We start from the raw sequence: 23,746 nt of genomic DNA, 5'->3' as shown, positions 1-23,746 counted from the left end.
GTTTTAGCCTTGCGGCGACGGCATCAAGGCCGCCTGCGCGGATGTCGATGCCGCCGGCCGCACCATGCCGTTACTGAGCAACGCCGAGAAGCTTCGTGCCAACAACCCGCATCTGAAATTCATCAGCGATCAGCGTGGTTATCACCGCCACACGGTGACCCGTAACAGCTGGTTGGCGGATTTTCGCGTGGTCGAACAGATCTCCACGCCTGGCGCGCCGGTTTCGACAACGAAATCGTTCGTGATCGAGGCAGGCAAGCCAGGGCTTGTCGAGTCGTGAGGCCAGAGAATCGGCTCAAGTCGCGACCGACAACAGCGCCCTGACATCGTTCAGATTGCCCGCCACCGACACACACAATGTGCGCATCTCGTCGGTGGCCTCGAGCAGATCCGGCACCATGATCGGCAGGCAGCCCGCCGCATGCGCGGCACGCACGCCGTTATGGGAATCTTCCAGCGCCAGGCAGAGCTCCGGCGCGACGCCGAGCTGGTGAGTTGCTTTGAGGTAGAGATCGGGATGCGGCTTGCCACGCGTGACATCGTTGCGGGTGACGACCGTGTTGAAATACGGGCGCAGGCCGGCCGTCTTCAGATGATGTTCCGCGCTCTCGCGCCCGGATGAGGTGGCGAGCCCGATCGGCATTCCCAGGGCATGCAGCTCCCTTACGATGTCGGCAGCCCCGAGTTTGAGCGGAGCTCCGTTCTCGATCAGCCGTTGCCAGTCGCCGCGATAGGAGGCGAGATAGTCCGCCATCGGAAACGCGGGACCGAAATGGGTCTGGATCAGCATATCGCATTCGGGGCCGGGCACCCCGATCATGGCATTGTAGGACGTCTCGGAAAAATCGAATCCGAGCGCACGAATCGCCGCGAGTTTCGCCGTCTTGATCAGCGGCTCGGTGTCGAACAGCAGGCCGTCCATGTCGAAAATGACGGCCCTGATCCGCGATAATCGTGACTTGATCTGATCCACAAAAGCCTGCCGAAATATTTAGCAACTTAAGCGCCGTTTAGCGCGAATTCGCCGGGATGGATACCGGTTTTGCAGGCAATTGGCGGTTTTGCGAATCGCATGGATGTCATTCCGGCAAATGTGAGCGACGGAGGGTCACATTTGTACCTCCGGAACGCTCCCTGCCGGGCTTGCATCTCCCGGTCGCCCGGGTTTCAATGCGGTGGGGATGCCATTTATCGATCAGGAATTGCCGATGAAAAGATTTCTTGTTGTCGGATGTTGGCTCATCCTCATGCTGCGGGCCGCATTTGCACTCGATCCCCAGGGCGAATGGCTTGATGAGCACGCATTGGCCCGCATCAAGATCGCGGATTGTAACGGTCGCCTGTGGGGCGCAGTTGCGTGGGAAAAGGAACCCGGGCGGGACGAACACAATCCCGATACGGCAAAGCAATCACGGCCAACCCTCGGCATGCCGATCTTGCTCGACATGAAGCCAGCGCAAGCCACTCCCGATAAATGGGAAGGCAACATCTACAATCCTGAGAACGGCAAGACCTACAGTGCTCACATTCAGCTGCTTTCAGCGTCCAAGTTGGAGGTTAAAGGCTGCGTGCTCAGATATCTGTGCGGCGGTGAGACCTGGACGCGGTATATCGAACCGCCGCCCGCGCCGGGTGCGGCGCCAAAAGCGGCTCCCGCCAAACAATCGGCGGCGCCGGCTGCCGCTAAGGCGGGAACCAAGACCGCTGCCGCGCCGGTCAATCCCAATGCCGAGTTTTGTGCCGCCGTCATTCAGGCCGCAAAATAGCTGATCGCTTCAGTTCCACGCGATAGGCGCGCCCCGATACAAGTCGGGTCGCGCGGGACATATCAGTTAATCAGCGTGTAGATCCCGTTCGGCATTTTCCGCCGAATGGAATCCGGCTGTCTGTTTCAAACGCCCGTGCGCTTGATTGCGGAACAAAACTGGTATCCACTTTTGTGGACAATGCGAGGTCCTGTTCGCGCAAGGCCGGTGCATTCATCCACAACAAGAATGAAAACAATGACCGGGACAGAAACGCTCAGCAGGGCAGCACAGCAGCACGCCCAACATATCGACGTCGTCATTGTCGGCGCCGGCATCTCCGGCATCGGCGGCGCGTATCACCTGACGCAGCAGTGTCCGGGAACCAGCTTTGTTGTGTTCGAGACCCAGGAGAGTTTTGGCGGCACCTGGCTCACCCATCGTTATCCCGGCATTCGTTCCGACAGCGATCTCTACACCTTCGGTTATCGCTTCAAGCCGTGGACCGGCACGCCGATCGCGACCGCGGCCGAGATTCTCAACTACATGGGCGAGGTGATCGCAGACAACGATCTCGACCGCCATATCCGCTACCGGCATCAGATCGTCTCGGCGTCTTGGTCGAGCGCCGACAATCTCTGGACGCTCGAGGTCAAGCGCCTCGATACCGGTGAGTTGCTGCGCTTCACCACCAATTTTCTCTGGATGTGCCAGGGCTATTACCGGCACTCCGAGGGCTACATGCCGCAATGGAAGGGCATGGAGGCGTTCAAGGGCCGGCTGGTGCATCCGCAGACCTGGCCCAGGGATCTCGATTACAAGGACAAGACCGTCGTGGTCATCGGCTCCGGGGCCACGGCGGCAACGCTGATTCCCTCGATTGCCGCTGACTGCCGGCATGTCACCATGCTGCAGCGCTCGCCGACTTATCTCCGCATTGGCCGCAACGCCATCGAGCTGGCGGATACGTTGCGTGAGCTGCAGGTCGATCCAAGCTGGATCCACGAAATCGTGCGTCGCAAGATCCTGTATGAGCAGGATGTGTTCACACGTCGCTCGTTCAGCGAGCCGGAGGCGGTGAAGCGTGAACTGCTGGCAGGCGTGCAGGCGCATCTCGGACCCGGCCACGACAATCTGGCTGATTTCACGCCAAGCTATCGGCCATGGCGGCAGCGCATCGCTTTTATTCCCGACGGCGATTTTTTCGAGAGTATCAAGTCCGGCAAGGCCTCGGTCGTCACCGACGAGATCGAGGCTTTCACCGAAAGCGGCATCCAGCTGAAGTCCGGCAAGACGCTCGCCGCCGACATCATCGTGGCGGCGACCGGCTTTAATCTCAATGTCCTCGGCGATATCGCCTTTGCCATCGACGGCGATCCCTTGAAGTTCGGCGACACCGTCACCTATCGCGGCATGATGTTCACCGGCGTGCCTAACATGGCGTGGGTGTTCGGCTATTTCCGCGCCAGCTGGACGCTGCGCGCCGATCTTGTCGCCGACTTCGTCTGCCGGCTGCTCAATCACATGAAACAGCGCGGCGCGCGACGGGTGGTGCCGGCGCTGCGCCCGGAGGACGGCGACATGCCGCTGTTGCCGTGGATCGATCCGGAGAATTTCAATCCCGGCTACATGATGCGTGGCATGCACCTGCTGCCGAAGCGCGGCGACAAGCCGGACTGGCAGCACAGCCAGGATTACTGGACCGAGAAGGACCAGTTGCCCTTGATCGACCTCGATGACGGAGCATTCGTTTACGCGTGATGTCAGACCTGTCTCCGAATGCCGACATGCTGCAGCGGTGCGCGCAATCGTTCGCGCCTCATGAATCTCTCGCAAAGGGGCTTCTCCCGCATGCCGTCGGCCATGACGACGGATCCCATGACGTGGCGCACCTGCTGCGGGTGTGGAGCAATGCGCGCACGATCCAGGCGAACGAAGGCGGTGATCTGAGGTTGCTGGCAGCCGCGGTGCTGCTGCACGATTGCGTTGCGGTCGAAAAGGATTCTCCGTTGCGTGGCCAGTCGTCACGGCTGGCAGCCGAGAAGGCGCGTGGCCTTCTGGTCGCGGGGCGGTGGTCACCACAGGATATTGCTGCTGTCGCTCATGCCGTCGAGGCCCACAGCTTCTCGGCAGGCGTCGTGCCTCAGACGCTTGAAGCGAAAATTCTGCAGGATGCCGACAGGCTGGACGCGATCGGCATGATCGGGGCGGCACGCTGCTTCTATGTCGCCGGCCGTCTTCGCTCGCAGCTCTATGACCCCCTCGATCCGCAAGCAGAGCATCGCCCGCTCGACGATCGGCAATTCGCGATCGATCATTTCCAGACCAAGCTGTTGACACTCGCGTCTGGTTTCCAGACCGCGAAGGGGGCCATGTTGGCGCAGGAGCGGCACGCGCGTCTTGTCCGGTTTTTGCAGGCGTTTTTGAGCGAGATCTAAGCGAGATGAAATTTGAGTTAGGTAAATGTGATCCGTCACCCTGAGGTGGCCGTGCGTAGCGCGGCCCTCGAAGGGCGACGGCCCATACCTTAGATGCCTCGGCCGTGCATCCTTCGAGGCTCGCTATGCGGTGCAAGCGCACCGCAGGGCTCGCACCTCAGGATGACGGATAACGTTGAGCGAACTATCTCATCACGCTCTCTGGAAATTCAAGCTACGCTTGTCAAGCAATAGCGGTCGGCAGCTCAGCCAGCCGCCACAAGCCCAGGGCCTTGTCGGCATAATCACCATCGGCCTCGGTGCAGCCCTCGATGATGATCGCCCGGGGCTCGGGGAAGAAGAACGGCGCCTGGCGCAGGTTGAGGGGGCGCCAGTCGCCGTCCTCGACATTCCGGTTTTTGGCGATATCGAGGAACGTGGTGGTCAGCAGCCAGTGTGAGCCGGACCGTTTCATGTTGCCGATTGCACACTGGATATGCGCGAACGACAGATGAACCAGGCAGTCCCGGCACAGGATCAGGTCTGCGACCGGGAGCGGATCGGTGACCAGGTCGAGTTGCCGGAATTCCACCCAGCCATCGATGGCATTGTGTGTGGTGTTGGCCGCGACAATCGCGGGAACAATGTCGGCGCCGGTATAGTGGATGCCGGCGAGGTCGGTATGCGCCATCCAGGTGAAGTCGCCGCAGGGCAGGTCCAGCAATGTTGTGACGTTGCGGTCGCGCAGCAGCCGTGACAGCTCATGGCGCAGGGTTGCGGTGGCGGCCAATTCCGAGCCGAGGCCGGATATCGACTGCTCCGCGCCCCACAGGTTGGTCCGGTGGATCAGGTCGAACCGCGCGGCGAGATCGAGGCCGGTGAACTCCTGTCGTCGCGCAGCGAAACGCTGCTCGGCAAGCACCGGTGTGCGCGGCTTCGATGAGGTCATGATGCCTCCCGCAGTTTTGTTATGGACTCAGTCCACGATGAACAGCTTCGCGCCGGTGCGCGTCGAGGAGCGATGCGGGGCATCGCCGAAATCCGAGACCTGATAACTCATGCCGGGCGTGAGCTTGAAGCGGCGTCCGTCGTTCAATTCGGTGTCGAGCTCACCCTCCAGCACATAGAGCACGTGGCCGCGGTCGCACCAGTGATCGGCCAGGTAGCCCGGCGTATATTCCACCAAACGCACCCGCAGGTCGCCGATGTTCAGCGTGCGCCACAGCGCCTGTCCCGTTTCGCCGGGATGTTCGGTCGGCGGCACGGAGGTCCAGTCCGTCACGGTAAAAGGCAACTGCGGGATTTTCATGGGGTGTCTCTTCCTGGGGCACGGGTCGCGATCTCGACTATATCCGATGGCGGGCGAATGGACCTCTGCCAATTTTCTGGGGGTAACACGCGCGGCGATTTTGCGGGTCTTGAATATCCCCCGCACCGGGCCTTTGCAGGCCTCGATCAAACTGCCACAACAGGGGGCCGGTGGAACATTTTGATGATCAGCAAGAGGGCGTCATGAGCCAGGTCCACGTTGTCAGTCACCCGCTGGTGCAGCACAAATTGACGCTGATGCGCGATGTGGCCACGTCGACAAAGGCATTCAGGCAACTGCTCAACGAAATCGGCATGCTGCTGTGTTACGAAGTGACACGCGATCTGCCGACCGAAATGGTGGAGGTGCAGACGCCACTGGGGCCGACCAGGCAGCCGCAACTCTCTGGAAAAAAACTGGTGTTCGCGCCTATTTTGCGGGCAGGCGTCGGTTTTCTTGACGGCATGCTGGACCTGGTGCCGTCGGCGCGGGTTGCGCATATCGGCCTGTACCGGGATCCCAAGACGCTGCAGGCCGTGGAGTATTATTTCAAGGCGCCGGCCGACGTGGCCGAGCGGCTGGTCATTGTGATGGATCCGATGCTGGCGACCGCCAATTCGGCGATCGCCGCCATCGAGCGGCTGCAGGAGCGCGGGGTCAAGGACATCCGCTTTGTGTGCCTGCTGGCCGCGCCGGAAGGTCTGGCGAAATTTCAATCGGCGCTGCCCGATGTCCCGATCTGGACGGCGGCGATCGATGAATGCCTGAACGACCACGGCTATATCGTGCCCGGTCTGGGCGACGCCGGTGACCGGATGTACGGCACGCGCTGATTTGCGCTGGGCGTCTTGCACGACCGCTCACTTGGTGGCGATTTTTGCCCACAGCCACCGGGCCACGTTGCCGGGCGAGCTGTCGTTGCCGCCGCTCGCGGCACGCAGATTGGCCTCGCGCATGGTCGCGATGTCGATCCGTCCCAGCAGTGGCTGCAGCGCCGTTCGCAAGGCCTGATCCTGGGCACGTTTGGGCCCGACCAGCACGATCGCATCATAAGGCGGGATCGCATGTTTCGGATCGTCGAGCACCAGGAGGTCGTATTTCGCGATCAGGCCGTCGCTGGTGTAGCCTGCGATGACGTCGACATCGCCCGCGGTCACAGCGGCATACATGAAATCGGGCTGCATCTGGCGTTGCTGGCGGAACGCCAGACCATAGGCCTTCTGCAATGCGGCCCATTCCGGCCGGGAGAAGAATTCATAATCGCCGGCGATCGACAGTCTGCTTGAGTGGCCGGCAAGATCGGCGACGGTCCGGATGCCCAGCGCTTCCGCGCGCTTGCGCGGCATCACCAGGGCGTAGGCATTCTCGAAACCGAGCGTGCCCGCGAGCGAAATTCTGTCGCGTACGGCGAGTTCGAGGCTGAGCTCCTCGAGCAGTTGCTGGCGCGGCTTGATGTCGGTGTGCTGCAGCTGGTTGGCCCACAGCGTGCCGGAATAGTCGATGTAGACATCGATATCGCCGGTTACGAGCGCCTCATAGATCACGTTGGAGCCCAGCCCCTCGCGGGTACTGGCCGAGAGGCCCGCCGCTTGCAGCCGCTGGGCGACCAAGGCCGAGAGCACATATTGTTCGGTAAACGTTTTGGCCCCGACCACGTAAGTGGATTGCGGGCGCATCAGCGCCGGCGTGAGCGTCGCGACCACCAATGCCGCGAGTCCGACCCCGCCACCGATGATCCGGCCGCGGCCGCGCGTGCGTACCCCGCTTTCCATCAGTGCCAGCATCTGGTCGACATAAAGCGCCAGGATGGCAGCCGCGGCGCAGCCGAACAGCACGAACACCCAGTTCTGGGTCTGCAGTCCGGCGAAGATGTAGTTGCCGAGGCTGGTCTGGCCGATCGGCGTCGACAGTGTTGCGGTGCCGATCACCCACACTGCCGCGGTGCGGATGCCGGCCATGATCACCGGCAGCGCCAGCGGCAGCTCCACCATGGTCAGTGATTGCCGCCTGGTCATGCCGACGCCTTCGGCCGCTTCGCGCAACGCCGGGTCGATGCCATCCAGCCCGGTGATGGTGTTGCGCAGCACCGGCAGCATGCTGTAGAGCGCAAGCGCCAGCACCGACGGCAGGAAGCCGAAGGCTGAAAAGCTAAGGCCGAACCAGGTCACCGACAGCACCGCAAGCGCCAGCAGCAGCGGATAGAACAAGGCCAGCAGCGCAAGGCCGGGCACCGTCTGCACGACGCTGGCAACGCCCAGCAGCGTGCCGCGCAGCAACGGGCGCTGCCGGGCCAGCAGCGCCAGCGGAAAACTGATCACAAGGCCAAGCGCCAGTGCCGCCAGGCTGACGCGGACATGGCTGCCGAGATAGTCGGGCAGGCGGCTCAGCGCATCGTGCCAGCGCGGATCGCCGATCATCGCGGCGCCATGGTCGCGGCATCGTTTTCGGGCATCTGCGGCAGCAGCGCCTGCAGCCGCTCCGCCTGGCGGCGCGGCGTGCGCAGCAGATCCTGCACATAGGAGTCGCTGACATCAGCCAATTGCTTGGGCGTGCCCTGCGCCAGCAGGCGGCCATCGCGCATCACCGCGACGCGGTCCGCAAGCAGCACCGCTTCGGCCATATCGTGGGTGATCATCACCGTGGTCAGTTCGAGCTCGCGGTGCAGCCGGCGATAATCCTCACTGAGGGCGTCGCGGGTCAGTGGGTCGAGCGCGCCGAACGGCTCGTCCATCAGCACGATGTCCGGTTTCGCCGCCAGCGCCCGCGCCACCCCGATCCGCTGCCGCTGGCCACCGGACAGTTCGTGCGGAAAACGGTTGCGATACTGGCCGCGGTCGAGCCGGACCAGATCGAGCAGCTCGTCGACGCGCGTCGCGATGTCAGCGGCCGGTGCGCCCTGCAAATGGGGCGTGATGCCGATATTGCCGGCGATGGTCATATGCGGAAACAGGCCGCCACTCTGGACCACGTAGCCGATGCGCCGCCGCAGCGCGATCGGGTCCAGGCCGTGTACGTCGTCGCCATGGATCTTGACGGAGCCGCTGTCGGCATCGATCAGCCGGTTGGCGAGGCGCAGCAGCGTGGTCTTGCCGGAGCCGGAGCCACCGACCACGGCAAGGAATTCGCCCCGCGCGACACTCAGCGAGACGCCGCCGAGCGCGACAACACGTCCCCGGTCGAAGCTTTTGGTGACGTCGTCGAACGCAATGGCAGGGGCGGAACCAGTCATGGACCGCGATGCTGCCACAGGGCGACGGCAGGACCAAGCGGCGGGTTGAACTTATGGCCTCGTGGTGACGAGCCCCTAACGATCGGCTCATCCCTCTTGCATCTTGCCGCCGTCCGGTGGAACTTGCGCGCCGAATTCGTGCCCCCGGCCATTGCCGCGGCGCGCAGACAACAGGCCTGGGAGGGCGTACGTGCAGGCAGGCGGAAGTGCGGCGGCGGCCGTCGAACTCGAGAGAACGACGGTTGCGTTTCGCCTCGCAGGCGGTGGCACCTATACGGCGGTGGAAGCCGCCAGTCTGTCCGTGGCCGCCGGCGAATTCGTCGCGATTGTCGGCCCGACCGGTTGCGGAAAGTCGACCCTGCTCAATGTCGCCGCTGGGCTGCTGAAGCCTGCGGCCGGCGGCGTCAAGATCTTCGGCCAGCCTCTCTCGGGGCTGAACCGGCAGGCCGGTTATCTGTTTCAGGCCGATGCGCTGTTTCCCTGGAAGACGGCCATCGAAAACGTCGCCATCGGGCTCGACATCAATCGCGTGCCCCACGACGAGGCCCGCGCAGCGGCGCAGACATGGTTGACGTCGGTCGGCCTCGGCGGCTTTGCCCAGCGCTATCCGCACATGCTGTCCGGCGGTCAGCGCAAACGCGTCGGTTTGGCCCAGGTGCTGATCCGCGATCCGAAGATCCTGCTGATGGACGAACCGTTCGGTCCGCTTGATGCGCAGACCCGGCAGATCATGGGCAACCTGCTGCTCGAACTCTGGAGCGCGGAGCGCAAGGCGGTGCTGTTCGTCACTCACGATCTCGAGGAAGCGATCGCGCTCGCCGACCGGGTCGTGATCATGTCGGCGGGGCCTGGTTCTCGCATCATCGGGGACTGGCGCGTGCCGCTTGCGCGCCCCCGTGACATTTTCGATATCCGGCTGGAAAAGGAGTTTCACGATCTGCATCGCGAAATCTGGGGCGTGCTGAAGGCCGAAGTGATCAAGAGTTATGAGAATGTGTGAACACGTTGAAGCTGCAACGCGTGGTGCCCCATCTCCTCATGGTGAGGAGCGCGGCATGCGCGTCTCGAACCATGAGGCCACAGAGGCCTCGGCCCTATCCTTCGAGACGCCTGCTGCGCAGGCTCCTCAGGATGAGGGGGATAGGGTGGCGTCATGAGCCGGACAACCCTGTGGTTGCTGCAATTGCTGGTGGCCGTGGTTGCAATCGGGCTATGGCATGTACTGAGCACGATACCCATCCTCGGCGTCACCGTGCTGCCGCCGTTCTTCTTTTCGACGCCGGGCAAGGTGGCTGAACGTATCCTGAAATGGGTCATCGAAGGCACGATCTGGCGGCATCTGGTGGTGACGCTGATCGAATCCATGCTGGCCTTCGTGATCGGCTCGCTGGCGGGCACGCTGGTCGGCTTCTGGTTCGCCCGCCAGCAGACGGTGGCCGCGATCTTCGATCCTTATGTGAAGATGATGAACGCGCTGCCCCGCGTGGTGCTGGCGCCGATCTTCGCGTTGTGGCTGGGGCTCGGGATCTGGTCGAAGGTCGCGCTCGGCGTCACGCTGGTGTTCTTCGTGGTGTTCTTCAATGTCTATCAGGGCGTCAAGGAGGCGAACACCACGCTGGTCGACAATGCCCGGATGCTCGGCATGAGCGAGCGGCAGCTGCTGCGCCATGTCTATTGGCCCTCCGCGTTGTCCTGGATGTTCTCCTCGCTGCACACCTCGGTAGGCTTTGCGGTGGTCGGCGCCGTGGTCGGCGAATATCTCGGCGCGTCCGCCGGCCTCGGCTACCTGATCCAGCAAGCGGAAGGCGTGTTCGATGTCGCCGGCGTGTTCGCGGGGATGATCGTGCTCGCGGTGTTCGTGGTGCTGATCGACATGCTGGTCAGCCGCGTCGAACGCCGGTTGCTGGTCTGGCGTCCGACTGCGGGTGAGGGGCGGGGGTGAGGGTCTGTTGATCAGGCGAAATTAAGTGCCGGCAGCGTTTCCACATTATCAGCCGTCATGCCCGGCCTTGGGCCGGGCATCCACGTCTTTCTTGCGGAGATGCTGTTAAGGCGTGGATACCCGCGCCAAGCGCGGGCATGACGCAGAGTGTGTGGGACCGGCTTCGTGTCAATCAAACCCTACTTCTGAATACACGTCTCCACCGTATCCCTGGTGCATTCATCGAGCCCGGTGAACACCGGATCATCCACCTTCTTGCCTTCGAGCAGATCGATCATCACTGTCGGCGCCTTGTAGCCCATTTCGAACGGTCGCTGCCCGACCAGCGCCTCGACGCGTCCCTCCTTGGCGAGTGCGACTTCGTCGCCGATGGTGTCGGCGGCAACGATCACCAGCGACTTGTTGGCGATTTGCGCCTTGTACTGGTCGGTAAGCTGGCGGTAGGGCTGCGGCGCGCCGAACAACGGCCAGCCGCCTTCGATCACGAAGGCATCGAGCTTGGGATTGGCCGCCAGGATGTCCTGCATGGCCTGGACGCCCCGTGGACCATCATCGTTGGTGAAGACCGGGCAGCCCGCGACCTCGGTCCAGCCGCCTTCGCCCTTCAGCCTGTCCAGGTCCTTCTTGCCGGACAGCGAGTCACGCGTGCCCGAGGCGCGGCGCAGGATGTTGTCGGCCGCGGCGTTGCCCTCGATCAGGCAGACGGTTCCGCCGTTCGGCTTCGCTTTTTTGAGATAGTCGCCGAGCCGGAAGCCCATCAGGTAGTTGTCGGTGCCGAGATAGGTCTTGCGCAGTGCGGCATCTTCCTTCCGCAGATCGGCGTCGATGGTCATGATCGGAATTTTTGGTTTGGCAGCCTTGATCGCGTTGGCAATCAGCGGCGCGTTGGAGGGCGAGATCGCCATCGCCACGGTGTCGGATTTGCCCAGCATGTCCTGCACGATTTGCGCCTCGCCGGCTTCGTCAGACGTCGATGCCGGGCCGGTGTAGAAGCAGTTATATTGCGAGCTTTTGTTTTCCTTGTTCCACTTCTCGCAGCCCTGATGAATGGCTTCGAAGAACGGGTTGTCCAATCCCTTGACCACGATGACGAGCTGCTTCTTCTGAGCGAAGGCGGATCCCGCGGATAGAGCGAGGATCGTTGCCGCCAGCGCCATCACGACTTTCTTCATGTTGTCCTCCCAAGTGGATCTTAAGTGACAGCAATTTTGGTCGTTCAGTGCCAAATGCGTTTGTCCTGATCTCGTCATCTCATGAGCAATGAGTCAATGCGTTTGTCGCTTGATCATCGGCTTGCGGGTGCGTGCTTTCATGTTAGTTTGATGATGATCCGTTCTTGGTGCAATGCATCACAAATTGAAGGGCGCGCCTCGACCTCGCATCATCCTAGGATGTGAGACGTGAGCGATGTGCCGTCGATCAGAGCAAGAGACGAGGGCGACCGCTGCCATGGCTCTTCTGGAACTTGAACAGGTGTCAAAGCATTTTGGCCCCATCCACGCTCTCGATGACGTGTCGCTGTCGCTGGAGCCCGGACAGGTGGTCGGATTGATGGGCGACAACGGCGCCGGCAAATCGACACTGGTGAAGATCATCGCCGGGAATTTTCGCCCCACCCACGGTGCGATGCGGATGGAGGGGGTCGATCTCGTGATGCACCGGCCGATCGATGCGCTGAAGCACGGCATCGAGATCGTGCATCAGGATCTCGCTCTGTGCGACAACCTCAGCGCGGCAGCCAACGTCTTTCTCGGCCGCGAGGTGCAAAAACGTATCGGTCCGTTCAAGGTGCTGGACTACGCGACCATGTACCGTCGCGCCGGTGAGATCTTCGCCGAACTGCGATCGGAAACGCGGCCGCGCCATCTGGTGCGGCAGATGTCCGGCGGGCAGCGCCAGGCGGTGGCGATCGCGCGCACCCGGATCGGCGATGCCAGGATCGTGCTGATGGATGAGCCGACCGCCGCGATTTCGGTGCGGCAGGTCGCGGAGGTGCTGCACCTGATCCAGGTGCTGCGCGACCGCGGCATTGCGGTGGTGCTGATCAGCCATCGCATGCCGGATGTATTCAGTGTGGCCGATCGGGTTGTGGTGTTGCGGCGCGGCCGCAAGGTTGCGGACAAGGCCACGGCCGACTCCTCGCCGGAAGAGGTGACGGGCCTGATCACCGGCGCCATCGAGCGCGCATAACGGGGACGTCATGGATATCCAGTTCGACGATCGCGTGAAACAAAGAAGTACCTCCGACGCCCTGGTCTGGCTGGCGTCGCGGCAAGCGTTTTGGGTTCTGCTTGCGGTGATCTTCGCCTGCATTTTCCTGTCGTTTGCCACCAACTCGTTCGCGACCTCGAACAACCTGTTCAATGTCGCCCGCAATTTCACCTTTGTGGCTGTCATCGCGCTCGGCATGACCATCGTGATCATCACCGGCGGCATCGATCTGTCGGTCGGCTCGGTGCTGTGTCTCTGCAGCATGGTGCTCGCGGTGGTGATGCATGCCGGCTACAGCATCGAGATCGGCATCGCGGCCTCGCTCGGTACGGCCCTCGTGGTCGGCGCGTTCAACGGCATTCTCATCGCCTATCTCGGCATGCCGCCGTTCGTGGTCACGCTCGGCATGCTGTCGATCGCCCGCAGCCTCGCCATGGTGCTGTCAAACAACACGGTGGTGTTCCAGTTCGGCCCCGACCACGACAAGCTGCTGGCGCTAGGCGGTGGCGCCTGGCTGTTCGGGATTTCAAACCCGGTGTTCTACATGCTGGTGCTCGCCATCCTGACCGGCGTGGTGCTGCGCTGGACCAAGTTCGGCCGTTATGTGTTCGCCATCGGCGGCAACGAGCGCGCGGCGATCGCGACCGGCGTGCCGGTCCGCCGCATGAAGGTTGCCGTCTACATGGTGTCGGCACTGTCGGCCGGCATCGCCGGCGTGATCCAGACCGGGTGGCTGGGTGCGGTGACGACCAATCTTGGCACCGGCATGGAACTTCAGGTCATCGCAGCCGCGGTGATCGGGGGCGCCAATCTTGCCGGCGGTGTCGGCACCGCATTCGGCGCCCTGATCGGCTCCGCTTTGATCGAGGTGATCCGCAACAGTCTCGGCCTGCTCGGCATCAATGCCTTCTGGCAAGGCGTTTTTGTCGGCAGCTTCATCATCATTGCGGTCGCCTTCGACCGTCTCAGGAATTTCAGGCAGCCGGGTTAGATCACTTGTTTTTGTTGGAGAGGCGTCATGCCGGATGTGGATACGGCGCGCTATAGAGTGATGTTGTCGAACGACGGCGAGACGTGCGCAATGGAGAAGGTGGCATGACAGGCAAGCGTGTGGTTTTTACCGGTGGAACCGGCAAAGCGGGGCGCCATGTGTTGCCCTATCTGGCCGACAAGGGATATCGACTGCTCAATGTTGATCTCAAACCGTTCGACCATCCGTCGGTACACACCCTGGTGGCTGATATCACCGACAATGGCCAGGCGTTCAACGTCCTGACCACCCATTTTGGGTTCGATGGCCTCAATCATGGCAAGACGCCGGCGCCGCCCGATGCAGTGGTGCATTTCGCCGCCATTCCGCGCATCCTGATCCATCCCGACAACGAGACTTTCCGGCAGAACACCATCAGCACCTACAATGTGATCGAGGCCGCTGCCAAGCTCGGCGTGCGCAAGATCATCATCGCCTCCAGCGAGACCACCTATGGCGTGTGTTTCGCGGAGGGCGAGCGGGATTTCCTGGGCTTCCCGATCGAGGAAATCCAGGATGTCGACCCGATGGACAGCTATGGATTGTCCAAGGTGGTCAATGAGCGCACCGCCCGCGCCTTCGCTCTGCGTTATGGCATCGACATTTACGCGTTGCGGATCAGCAACGTCATCGAGCCACACGAGTACGACCGTTTCCCGGCGTTTCTGGCGGATCCGCCATCGCGCAAACGCAACGCCTGGAGCTACATCGACGCGCGCGACCTCGGCCAGATCGTGCATCTGTGCATCCAGAAGGACGGACTGGGCTTCCAGGTGTTCAACGCGGTCAACGACACCATCACCGCCAGAACCCCGACCCGGGAGTTTTTGGCCAAACACAGTCCGCGCACGCCGATTACCGGCGAGCTTGGTGAATTCGGCGCGCCGATGTCGAATCGGAAGATTCGTGAGGTGCTGGGCTTCAAGGAAGAGCACAACTGGCGGAAATATGTGCCGGAGTGAGTTGGGGCGCTTCGACTACTCCCAGCGTCATACGCGGGCTTGACCCGCGTATCCATCTTCTTCAAACAAGAAAGCTGGATGGCCGGGTCAAGCCCGGCCATGATAAAAAGATAATTTCTCTTCGAAGACATGAGACGGATGCCCCATGAAAAAAGCAATCATGCTCGCCCTCTCATCGCTGGCTTTGACCGCCAGCCTGACCGGCGCTGCCTTCGCCCAGGCGGTCGAAAAGCCGGACCTGGTGCTTGGTGTCGGCGGCAAGAGCCTGCTGTATTATCTGCCGCTCACCCTCACCGAGCGGTTGGGGTATTTCAAGGAAGAGGGGCTCAACGTTACCATCACCGACTTCGGAGGTGGCGCCAAGGCGCTGCAGTCACTGATCGGCGGCTCGGCCGATGTCGTCACCGGCGCCTATGAACACACTATCCGCATGCAGGCGAAAGGCCAGGAAATCGCCGCCGTGCTGGAGCTCGGCCGTTTTCCCGGCATCGTGCTCGGGGTGCGCAAGGACAAGGCGGCCAGCGTCAAGTCGTTCAAGGATCTGAAGGGCTTCAAGATCGGCGTCACCGCACCGGGTTCGTCGACCAATTTCTTCGTCAATGCGCTGGTTGCCCGCGAGGGGCTGAAGGCGGATGACGTGGCGATCATCGGCGTCGGCACGGGCCTGAGTGCGGTCGCAGCCATGAAGAAGGGTGACATCGACGCGATGTCGAACCTCGATCCGGTGATGACCAAGCTCGAGCAGGACGGCGACATCGTTGTGCTCGCTGACTCGCGCACCGAAGAGGGCAACATGAAGCTGTTCGGCGGCAACAATCCGGCGGCGGTGGTGTACCTCAAGCGCGACTTTATCCAGAAGTATCCGGTGACGACCCAACGGATTGTCAATGCTTTCTACAAGTCACTGAAGTGGCTGGCGAAGGCGACCCCTGAGGATGTCGCCAAGGCCGTGCCGGAGGAATACTGGCTGGGTGACAAATCGCTCTACCTCGCCTCCGTCAAGGCCTCCGCGCCGATGTACTCCAAGACCGGCATCATCCCGCCCGCCGGCATGAAGAATGCACTCGACATGCTGCTGCAGTTCGACCCGGAGCTTAGGGATGCCAAGGTCGACCTGACGCGAACGTTTGACGGCCGCTTTGCCGACAAGGCTGCGGAGGCCAAGTGAACGTTGCTGCAAATGTTCCGGCGCTGTCGATCCGGCGCGCCGATCGTCTCGACCTGGCATTTCAGCCCTGGGACTGGCCGTTCGTACGCGAGCGGCGCGCGGAGATCGACGCGCACTTCGCAGCCGCGCAAGGCGCCAACGGTGCGCTCTGGAACGGCCGCGTGCTGCTGTTGCGTGATCCCCAGGATCATGCCGATCACTTCAGTGCGCGGTACTTCGAAACCGATTTCGCCAGCTTCCTGGCGTGGCGAGACTGGGGCTGTCCCGACAAGACCGTGTTCAATGGCTTCGGCATGGGTGCGTTGCGCGGCAATGATGGCGTGTTCGTGCTCGGCGAAATGTCCGCGCACACCGCCAATCACGGCCGCATCTATTTCCCGTCCGGAACGCCGGATCCCAATGACCTGCGCGGCGATCGCGTCGACATGGCGGAGAGCGTGGCCCGTGAGGTCGAGGAGGAGGCGGGGCTTGTGCCGTCGGATTATCGCGCGGCGGATCACTGGCACTGTGTGCGCACCGGGCAATGGATCGCCTTCATGCGGGTACTTGAGGTGGCTGATCCGGCCGAGGAGTTGCGGCGGCGCATTCTGCAGAATCTTGCCTCACAAACCGCGCCGGAGCTGAGCGCCATCCACCTGGTGCGTGATCGCCGTGACTTTACCGATGCGATGCCGCTGTTCATTACCGGCTACATCGAGGCGATGACGGCGAAAGAGTAGTCGTCCAAGCGGGCCCGGTGGTATTGACCAGATGTGCCCGGAGCCTCATCCTTTGGGACACCTGCATCATCAGGACCCGCCGCGGAGTCCCTATCGTTATGCCGAAGAAGAACAACGGTCTCAAATCATCGTCGCACAAGTCTCTTGCCGACGAATTGAAAGCCTATGTCACCCCGTTCCTGGCCGACGGCACCCAGTCATTTCGGCTGAAATCGCACAAGGCCAACGAGAAGGGCGGCCTCGACAAGGACGCGGCAAAAGAGATCATCGAGCAGAACCGCAAGCGGCTGGCCGGGTTTCAGGAGCGGTTGTATGCCTCGGGCCACTGGGCGGTGCTGCTGATTTTCCAAGGCATGGACGCGTCGGGCAAGGACAGCGCCATCGAGCATGTGTTCTCCGGCGTCAATCCGCAGGGTGTCGATGTGGCGAGCTTCAAGACGCCGTCAAGCCTGGAACTGCGACACGATTTCCTCTGGCGCAGCCAGCTGCAGGTACCCGAGCGCGGCCGCCTCGGCATCTTCAATCGCTCCTATTACGAGGAATGCCTGATCGTCCGTGTGCATCCGGAGGTGCTGGCGAAGCAGCAGCTGCCGCCGCAACTCGTCACGCGCAATATCTGGCGCGAGCGCTTCGAGGACATCAATGCCTATGAGCGTTATCTGTCGCGCAACGGCACGCTGATCCTGAAATTCTTCCTCAACGTTTCCAAGGACGAGCAGCGCGCCCGTTTTCTCGACCGGCTGGAACAGCCCGGCAAGCGCTGGAAGTTCGAGATGGGCGATATCAGAGAACGCGAACTGTGGGACAAGTACCAGGCGGCGTATCAGGATATGCTCGCTCACACCGCGACCAAGCCGGCGCCATGGCACATCGTGCCGGCAGATCACAAATGGTTTGCCCGCGTGGTGATCGGCTCGACCATCGTCAGCGCGCTGGAGGGGCTTAACCTGCAGTATCCGAAGGTCGACAAGGCGTCGCTGCAGGAGTTCGAGAAAGTCCGCCTGGCGCTGGAGCATGAGGGCCGGCGCTCGGCTGTCACAGGAGCCAAGCGTCCGGCGTAGGGGTGTCTCAGCCCGCGCGTGCGAGCTCTTCGGCAAGCTTCTCCAGCAGCTCGCGGGAGCCGTGCTCACGGCCCGCCGGCGCATTGGGATCGCCGAAATAGGTACCCTGTTCGGTGTAACGCATCAGCGTACCCGCGCCGGCGGGGACCAGTTCGATGGTCGACAGCGATACCGAAATCGGATTGCCGGCGACCGACATCCGGTAAGCGAACACGATCCGCTTGTCCTTGACGATGTCCTGGATCACGGCGTCGTAGGTGATCTCCGGCCCGCCCTGAAAGCGGAAGCGCGACGCTTCGAGCCCGCCGACACGGAAGTCGAGCGTATAGCTGTCGATCTCCCAGCCTTCCCCCTCGACGAACCAGCGGCGCTTCATCGCCTTGTCGGAATTGGCGAAGAACACCCGCGCCGGCGATTGCGGATAGGTGCGCTCCAGGGTGAAGGTCGAGTGGATCACGTGGTCGCTGGCGGGCGCCGTTTCATTCTGACTCATGGCTTACTTGTCCTTGATGGGAGTTTGGGTGGAGGCCTGAGGGTCTTCTGAGGAATCGGCTTCCGCGAGCAGTTCGCCGAGCCGGTCGAAACGACGCTCCATGAAGGCGCGACGCTGGGCGACCCAGTCGGCCAGCGGGGCGAGGCCCATGGGCTCGATCCGGCAGGTGCGCACCCGCCCCACCTTCTCGCTGCGGATCAGGCCGCAGCCTTCCAGCACCTGCAGATGCTGAACCACCGCGGCGAAGCTCATGTCGAACGGCGCGGCGAGGTCGCTGACCGTGGCCGGTCCGCCGCTCAGCCGTTCCACGATCGCCCGCCGGGTCGGCTCGGCAAGCGCGCGAAAGCTGGCATCGACGTCTGAATACTTAAGCATGGACTTGAGTATTGTCGCGCTGGCTTCAATTGTCAAGTCGTCACTTAAGTATTGGGTTCGACTGATTTCGGAGGCCATTTCAATGCCGGCTAACCGCTGGAAATCCCTGAGATCGCCGCCATCGCGCTATCCACAACTTTTGGCGTTGCGGCTCGCGCCGTTTGTCGTCTAAAACGGAGCCCGAACGCCGCTTGAGCAACCAACCGTCAACGGTTCTTGGCCAAGATTTCGGCGTTCCAGGGAATGAGCATGACGATTCGTGGCGCATCGCAGGGGATTGACGGGACAGCGGCAGTTGCCGCCGGCCGGCCCGTTGCTGCGCGCACCAACCTCATTCTTGGCGGGCTTCTGCTTCTTAGCAGCCCCTGAGGCCGGCTGGGCTTTTTGCGCCTGGGCCTTCAGGGGATCGAAACCGACCAACCCCGATCCAGCGCCAAAAGACCGAGAAAGCCAGCCCAATGACCGCCACTCCGACTCAATCCGACCAGAATCGCGCCGACAAAGACCGCGTCGTCATCTTCGACACCACCTTGCGCGACGGTGAGCAGTGCCCCGGCGCCACCATGACGTTCGAGGAAAAGCTCAACATCGCAGCCTTGCTCGACACCATGGGTGTCGACGTCATCGAGGCCGGTTTCCCGATTGCCTCGGATGGTGACTTCGAGGCCGTCAACGAGATCGCCAAGCGCACCAAGAACGCGGTGGTCTGCGGACTGTCGCGCGCCGGCCAGAAGGACATCGACCGCTGCGCCGAGGCGATCAAGCCGGCCGCGCGCGGGCGCATCCACACCTTCCTGTCCACGTCGCCCGTGCACATGAAATACAAGCTGCAGATGGAGCCGCAGGCGGTCTACGAGCTGGTGATCTCGTCGGTGACGCGCGCGCGCAACCACACCGACAATGTCGAGTGGTCGTCGGAAGACGGCACCCGCACCGAGTTCGATTTCCTGTGCCGCTGCGTCGAAGCTGCCATCAAGGCCGGCGCCACCACCATCAACATCCCCGACACCGTCGGCTACAGCGTGCCGGAAGAGTATTTCGACCTGTTCAAGCGCGTGCGCGAGAACGTGCCGAATTCCGATCAGGCGATATTCTCGGTGCATTGCCACAACGATCTGGGCATGGCGGTGGCGAACTCGATGGCCGGCGTGCGCGCCGGCGCCCGCCAGATCGAATGCACCATCAACGGCATCGGCGAACGCGCCGGCAATGCCGCGCTGGAAGAAGTCGTGATGGCGATGCGGGTGCGCAACGACAAATTGCCGTACTGGACCAACATCGACTCGACCATGCTGACCAACGCTTCCAAGGTGGTGTCGGCGGCGACCTCATTCCCGGTGCAGTACAACAAGGCCATCGTCGGCCGCAACGCCTTCGCGCACGAGAGCGGCATCCACCAGGACGGCATGCTGAAGAACGCGCAGACCTACGAGATCATGCTGCCGGAGACGGTCGGCGTGAAGCAGACCTCGCTGGTGATGGGCAAGCATTCCGGCCGCCACGCCTTCATCCACCGGCTGGAGGAGATGGGTTACAAGCTGAGCGGCAACCAATTGGAAGACGCGTTCGTGCGTTTCAAGGCGCTGGCTGACCGCAAGAAGCACATTTACGACGAGGACATCGAGGCGCTGGTCGACGAGAACATGGTTCACGCCAACGACCGTATCAAGCTGACATCGCTGACGGTGATCGCCGGCACCCACGGCCCGCAGCGCGCGACCATGAAGCTGGACGTCGACGGCCAGATCCGGATCGAGGAAGCTGAGGGCAACGGGCCGGTCGATGCGGTCTTCAACTGCATCAAGTCGCTGGTGCCGCACGAGGCGAAACTGGAGCTCTACCAGGTCCACGCCGTCACCGAAGGCACCGACGCCCAGGCCGAAGTCTCAGTGCGGCTGTCGCAGGACGGCCGCTCGGTCACCGCGCGCGCTGCGGATCCGGATACGCTGGTGGCCTCCGCCAACGCCTATCTCGGCGCGCTCAACAAGATCGTGATGAAGCAGCATCGCGACAAGCCGATCGGCATGCCGACCACGGCGGCCGCGGGGCACTGAAAGGCGAGGCGTTTCGACACCCGATGCGTCATACGCGGGCTTGACCCGCGATCCAGCTTACTTCGACAGCAGTTCGGTCAAGGAAGCTGGATTGCCGGGTCAAGCCCGGCAACGACGGAGTGGGTGAAGAAGCGCATCAATCTCCATACTCTAATACGAAACAGCAATGACCGTTCGCACCACCTCGCAGCATACGATCGACCCGGTGGCTTTCGCCGCCGCGTCGTCCGCTGCTGCGCGTGCATGCGGCGTGTCCGTCGTCCTCACTCTCTCGCTTCGCGGGCTTCTGCTCCTTACCGACCCCTGAAGGCCGGCTGGGCTTTTGTGCCTGGGCTTTCAGGGGATGTGTTTGCAGACCCCCCGAAATGCCCGCAGACGGGTGCAAGAGATCAAGGACCAGCCAATGACCACCTCATCCGACAAAGACCGTGTCGTCATCTTCGACACCACCTTGCGCGACGGCGAGCAATGCCCCGGCGCCACCATGACCTTCGAGGAAAAGCTCGAAGTCGCCGAAACCCTGGACGCCATGGGCGTCGACATCATCGAAGCCGGCTTTCCGAATTCGTCCGAGGGGGACTTCCAGGCGGTGCAGGAAATCGCCCGGCGCACCGACAAGGCCATGGTCGCCGGCCTCGCCCGGGCCCATCCCAACGACATCGACCGCTGCGCGGAAGCGGTGCAGGTGGCGAAGCAGGGGCGGGTACACATTGTCATCGCTACATCGCCTTTGCACATGAAGGTGAAATTGATGATGACGCCCGAGCAGGTGCTGGAGACCTCGGTCGCGAGCGTGACGCGGGCGCGCAATCGCATCGACAATGTGCAGTGGTCCGCGGAAGACGCCACCCGCAGCGACGTCGATTATCTCTGTCGCATCGTCGAGGCAGTGATCAAGGCCGGTGCCACCACGATCAATATTCCCGACACCGTCGGCTACATCACCCCGAGTGAGTACGCCAATCTGATCCGGACCCTGCGCGAGCGGGTGCCGAACTCGGACAAGGCGGTGTTTTCGGTGCATTGCCACGATGATTTGGGCATGGCGGTGGCTAACTCGCTCGCCGGCATCACCGGCGGCGCGCGGCAGGTCGAGTGCACCATCAACGGGATCGGCGAGCGTGCCGGCAATGCCGCTCTGGAAGAGATCGTGATGGCGATGAATGTGCGCAGCGACATGTTTCCCTACGCAAACCGGGTCGACACCACCGTGCTGACCCGGGTGTCGAAACTGGTGTCGGCGGCGACCTCGTTCCCGGTGCAATACAACAAGGCGATCGTCGGCCGCAACGCGTTCGCCCATGAGAGCGGCACCAGGACGGTGTTCTGAAGAATGCCCAGACCTACGAGATCATGACGCCGGAATCGGTCGGCATGAAACAGTCGTCGCTGGTGCTCGGCAAGCACTCCGGGCGCCATGCCTTCGCTCACAGGCTGAAGGAGATGGGTTATGAACTCGGCGAGAACCAGCTGCAGGATGCGTTCGCGCGGATGAAGGCCTTGGCCGACCGCAAGAAGGACATCTATGACGAGGATATCGAGGCGCTGGTCGACCAGAACATCGCGCAGGCGCATGACCGGATCCGCATGGTGTCGCTGACCGTGATCGCCGGCACCCACGGTCCGCAGCGCGCCACACTGCGGCTCGGCATCGACGGCGCCATCCGGGTCGCGGAGGCGCAGGGTAACGGCCCGGTGGATGCGGTGTTCAACGCCATCAACGCACTGGTGCCGCACACCGCGACACTCGAGCTCTACCAGGTGCATGCGGTCACGGCAGGCACCGATGCCCAGGCCGAGGTGTCCGTGCGGCTGTCCCAGGACGGCCGTATCGTCACCGGGCGTGCTGCGGATCCGGACACGCTGGTAGCCTCGGCCAGCGCCTATCTCGGCGCGCTCAACAAAATTGTGATGAAGCAGCGTGATGGCGCTCACGTGCAGGCCAGTGCCTAAAGCGCGATAAATCGCCCAACAAAAGCCCGGCGCTGGGATATGATCCCGGCGCCGGCTGGTCAGTCGGCGGGGGAAACGCAAACAAAAATCGATCCCAGGGAGAGACGCGATGATAACGCGACGCAGTCTACTGCTTGCATCCGTTGCAGCCGGAGTGACCATGAACAGCCGATTTGGACTAACCAAGGCCGCGCAGCCGGCCACTGCCGTGAATTTCGACGTCCCCGCCGGGGCCTGCGATTGCCACACCCATATTCATGGTGACGATGCTAAATTCCCGTTCTTCGCCGGCCGCGTCTATACGCCCGAACCGGCCTCGCCCGAGGAGATGGCGGCGCTGCACAAGGCGCTTCACATCGGTCGTGTGGTCATCGTCACACCGAGTGTCTACGGCACCGACAATGCGGCGACCCTGTTCGGCATGAAGGCACGCGGAGACAATGCGCGCGGCGTTGCCGTGATCGACGACAAGACGCCGGACGGCGATCTCGACGCCATGCAGAAGGCCGGCATCCGTGGCATCCGGATCAATCTCGCCACCGGCGGCACCAACGACCCGAATATCGCGCGACCGCGTCTCGTCAACGCCGTTACGCGTGTGAAGGACCGCGGCCTGCACATCCAGATCTATACGCTGTTGCCTATGGTCACGGCGCTCAAGGCCGATCTCGCGGCGTCGCCGGTGCCGGTGGTGTTCGATCATTTCGGCGGTGCGGAAGCCAAGCTCGGCACCGAGCAGCCCGGCTTTGCCGATCTGGTGGAACTGGTTCGTGGCGGCAAGGCCTATGTCAAAATCTCTGGCGCTTATCGCTCGTCCACCCAGGGACCGGATTTCGCCGACGTGGCGCCGTTCGCCAAGGCCCTGATTGCGGCCAACAGTGACCGCATCATCTGGGGCACTGACTGGCCGCATCCGGATTCGGTGACGCCGCCCGGCCGCAAGCCGACCGACGTGACCCCGCTGTTTCAGATCGACGACGGCCGCCTGCTGAACCAGCTCGCGGTGTGGGCGCCCGATGCGGCGGTGAGGAAGAAGATCCTGGTCGACAATCCGGCCCGGCTCTACGGCTTTGGCTAG

Annotated in this window: 23 protein-coding genes and 1 pseudogene; 16 read left to right on the top strand and 8 right to left on the bottom strand. The window is 62.5% G+C overall.

What is annotated here, in order from left to right:
• The first annotated feature begins 64 nt into the window (after positions 1-64).
• Positions 65-280: a hypothetical protein gene (locus tag RS897_RS01870; protein ID WP_315834921.1), complete on the top strand. Its 216-nt coding sequence runs from the start codon at positions 65-67 to the stop codon at positions 278-280.
• 15 nt (positions 281-295) lie between these two features.
• Here the strand turns inward: RS897_RS01870 and RS897_RS01865 are convergent, their stop codons facing one another.
• Positions 296-973 (bottom strand): HAD family hydrolase, encoded by a 678-nt coding sequence (locus RS897_RS01865; RefSeq protein WP_315834920.1) that lies wholly within the window; start codon positions 971-973, stop codon positions 296-298.
• Positions 974-1,181: 208 nt separating this feature from the next.
• Between RS897_RS01865 and RS897_RS01860 the strand changes: the two genes are divergently transcribed.
• The 3 genes from RS897_RS01860 (at position 1,182) to RS897_RS01850 (ending at position 4,183) form a co-directional block, all read left to right on the top strand.
• Entirely contained in the window at positions 1,182-1,766 is a 585-nt protein-coding gene (locus RS897_RS01860; RefSeq protein ID WP_315834919.1) for a DUF2147 domain-containing protein, read from the top strand.
• Positions 1,767-2,003: 237 nt separating this feature from the next.
• On the top strand, positions 2,004-3,506 hold the full coding sequence (locus tag RS897_RS01855; protein WP_315834918.1) for a flavin-containing monooxygenase: 1,503 nt from the start codon (positions 2,004-2,006) through the stop codon (positions 3,504-3,506).
• 26 nt (positions 3,507-3,532) lie between these two features.
• Positions 3,533-4,183 (top strand): HD domain-containing protein, encoded by a 651-nt coding sequence (locus tag RS897_RS01850; protein ID WP_315834917.1) that lies wholly within the window; start codon positions 3,533-3,535, stop codon positions 4,181-4,183.
• Between the two features lie 223 nt (positions 4,184-4,406).
• Here RS897_RS01850 and RS897_RS01845 read toward each other — a convergent pair whose 3' ends face one another.
• Together RS897_RS01845 and RS897_RS01840 are read right to left on the bottom strand one after the other, a co-directional pair.
• Positions 4,407-5,111 carry a class I SAM-dependent methyltransferase gene (locus RS897_RS01845; RefSeq protein WP_315834916.1) on the bottom strand — a complete coding sequence of 235 codons (705 nt, stop codon included), beginning with the start codon at positions 5,109-5,111 and terminating at the stop codon, positions 4,407-4,409.
• A 27-nt stretch (positions 5,112-5,138) separates the two neighbouring features.
• On the bottom strand, positions 5,139-5,471 hold the full coding sequence (locus RS897_RS01840) for a DHCW motif cupin fold protein (protein WP_315834915.1): 333 nt from the start codon (positions 5,469-5,471) through the stop codon (positions 5,139-5,141).
• A 203-nt stretch (positions 5,472-5,674) separates the two neighbouring features.
• On the opposite strand from RS897_RS01840, the gene upp reads away from it, so the two are divergent.
• Positions 5,675-6,304, top strand: a complete 630-nt coding sequence (gene upp / locus RS897_RS01835; RefSeq protein WP_315834914.1) for a uracil phosphoribosyltransferase — start codon at positions 5,675-5,677, stop codon at positions 6,302-6,304.
• A gap of 27 nt (positions 6,305-6,331) precedes the next feature.
• Here upp and RS897_RS01830 read toward each other — a convergent pair whose 3' ends face one another.
• On the bottom strand, positions 6,332-7,888 hold the full coding sequence (locus RS897_RS01830) for an ABC transporter permease/substrate-binding protein (RefSeq protein WP_315834913.1): 1,557 nt from the start codon (positions 7,886-7,888) through the stop codon (positions 6,332-6,334).
• Positions 7,885-8,700: an ATP-binding cassette domain-containing protein gene (locus tag RS897_RS01825; protein ID WP_315834912.1), complete on the bottom strand. Its 816-nt coding sequence runs from the start codon at positions 8,698-8,700 to the stop codon at positions 7,885-7,887. The genes RS897_RS01830 and RS897_RS01825 overlap by 4 nt, the downstream gene beginning before the upstream one ends.
• A gap of 190 nt (positions 8,701-8,890) precedes the next feature.
• Between RS897_RS01825 and RS897_RS01820 the strand changes: the two genes are divergently transcribed.
• Positions 8,891-9,700: an ABC transporter ATP-binding protein gene (locus RS897_RS01820; RefSeq protein WP_315834911.1), complete on the top strand. Its 810-nt coding sequence runs from the start codon at positions 8,891-8,893 to the stop codon at positions 9,698-9,700.
• Positions 9,701-9,853: 153 nt separating this feature from the next.
• Positions 9,854-10,642: an ABC transporter permease gene (locus RS897_RS01815; RefSeq protein ID WP_315834910.1), complete on the top strand. Its 789-nt coding sequence runs from the start codon at positions 9,854-9,856 to the stop codon at positions 10,640-10,642.
• Between the two features lie 179 nt (positions 10,643-10,821).
• Here the strand turns inward: RS897_RS01815 and RS897_RS01810 are convergent, their stop codons facing one another.
• Positions 10,822-11,814 carry a sugar-binding protein gene (locus RS897_RS01810; RefSeq protein ID WP_315834909.1) on the bottom strand — a complete coding sequence of 331 codons (993 nt, stop codon included), beginning with the start codon at positions 11,812-11,814 and terminating at the stop codon, positions 10,822-10,824.
• Between the two features lie 277 nt (positions 11,815-12,091).
• Between RS897_RS01810 and RS897_RS01805 the strand changes: the two genes are divergently transcribed.
• From RS897_RS01805 to RS897_RS01780, 6 genes are all read left to right on the top strand, one after another.
• Positions 12,092-12,832, top strand: coding sequence for an ATP-binding cassette domain-containing protein (locus RS897_RS01805; RefSeq protein ID WP_315834908.1), 741 nt, complete (start codon positions 12,092-12,094; stop codon positions 12,830-12,832).
• A 10-nt stretch (positions 12,833-12,842) separates the two neighbouring features.
• The gene (locus tag RS897_RS01800) at positions 12,843-13,844 is read left to right on the top strand and encodes an ABC transporter permease (protein ID WP_315834907.1); all 1,002 of its coding nucleotides are present in this window, start codon (positions 12,843-12,845) and stop codon (positions 13,842-13,844) included.
• 104 nt (positions 13,845-13,948) lie between these two features.
• The gene (locus RS897_RS01795; RefSeq protein WP_315834906.1) at positions 13,949-14,845 is read left to right on the top strand and encodes an NAD-dependent epimerase/dehydratase family protein; all 897 of its coding nucleotides are present in this window, start codon (positions 13,949-13,951) and stop codon (positions 14,843-14,845) included.
• Between the two features lie 145 nt (positions 14,846-14,990).
• Positions 14,991-16,013, top strand: coding sequence for an ABC transporter substrate-binding protein (locus RS897_RS01790; protein ID WP_315834905.1), 1,023 nt, complete (start codon positions 14,991-14,993; stop codon positions 16,011-16,013).
• Positions 16,010-16,732, top strand: coding sequence for an NUDIX hydrolase (locus RS897_RS01785; protein ID WP_315834904.1), 723 nt, complete (start codon positions 16,010-16,012; stop codon positions 16,730-16,732). Before RS897_RS01790 ends, RS897_RS01785 begins: the two co-directional genes overlap by 4 nt.
• Positions 16,733-16,830: 98 nt before the next feature.
• Positions 16,831-17,793 (top strand): polyphosphate kinase 2 family protein, encoded by a 963-nt coding sequence (locus RS897_RS01780; RefSeq protein WP_315834903.1) that lies wholly within the window; start codon positions 16,831-16,833, stop codon positions 17,791-17,793.
• 7 nt (positions 17,794-17,800) lie between these two features.
• Here the strand turns inward: RS897_RS01780 and RS897_RS01775 are convergent, their stop codons facing one another.
• Complete coding sequence (locus tag RS897_RS01775) at positions 17,801-18,286, bottom strand: SRPBCC family protein (protein WP_315834902.1); 486 nt, start codon at positions 18,284-18,286, stop codon at positions 17,801-17,803.
• Between the two features lie 3 nt (positions 18,287-18,289).
• Positions 18,290-18,661 carry an ArsR/SmtB family transcription factor gene (locus RS897_RS01770; RefSeq protein ID WP_315834901.1) on the bottom strand — a complete coding sequence of 124 codons (372 nt, stop codon included), beginning with the start codon at positions 18,659-18,661 and terminating at the stop codon, positions 18,290-18,292.
• A 458-nt stretch (positions 18,662-19,119) separates the two neighbouring features.
• Here RS897_RS01770 and RS897_RS01765 point away from each other — a divergent pair, with 458 nt between their 5' ends.
• The 3 genes and pseudogenes from RS897_RS01765 to RS897_RS01755 all read left to right on the top strand — a co-directional run bounded on the left by RS897_RS01765 (position 19,120) and on the right by RS897_RS01755 (position 23,746).
• The gene (locus tag RS897_RS01765; protein ID WP_315834900.1) at positions 19,120-20,715 is read left to right on the top strand and encodes a 2-isopropylmalate synthase; all 1,596 of its coding nucleotides are present in this window, start codon (positions 19,120-19,122) and stop codon (positions 20,713-20,715) included.
• Between the two features lie 403 nt (positions 20,716-21,118).
• A pseudogene (locus RS897_RS01760) lies at positions 21,119-22,668 on the top strand (2-isopropylmalate synthase).
• 109 nt (positions 22,669-22,777) lie between these two features.
• Entirely contained in the window at positions 22,778-23,746 is a 969-nt protein-coding gene (locus tag RS897_RS01755; RefSeq protein ID WP_315834899.1) for an amidohydrolase family protein, read from the top strand.

Origin of the sequence: Bradyrhizobium prioriisuperbiae, assembly GCF_032397745.1 — a bacterium.
Classification (GTDB): Bacteria; Pseudomonadota; Alphaproteobacteria; order Rhizobiales; family Xanthobacteraceae; genus Bradyrhizobium_A; species Bradyrhizobium_A prioriisuperbiae.
This window is presented reverse-complemented; position numbering and strand designations above follow the sequence as displayed.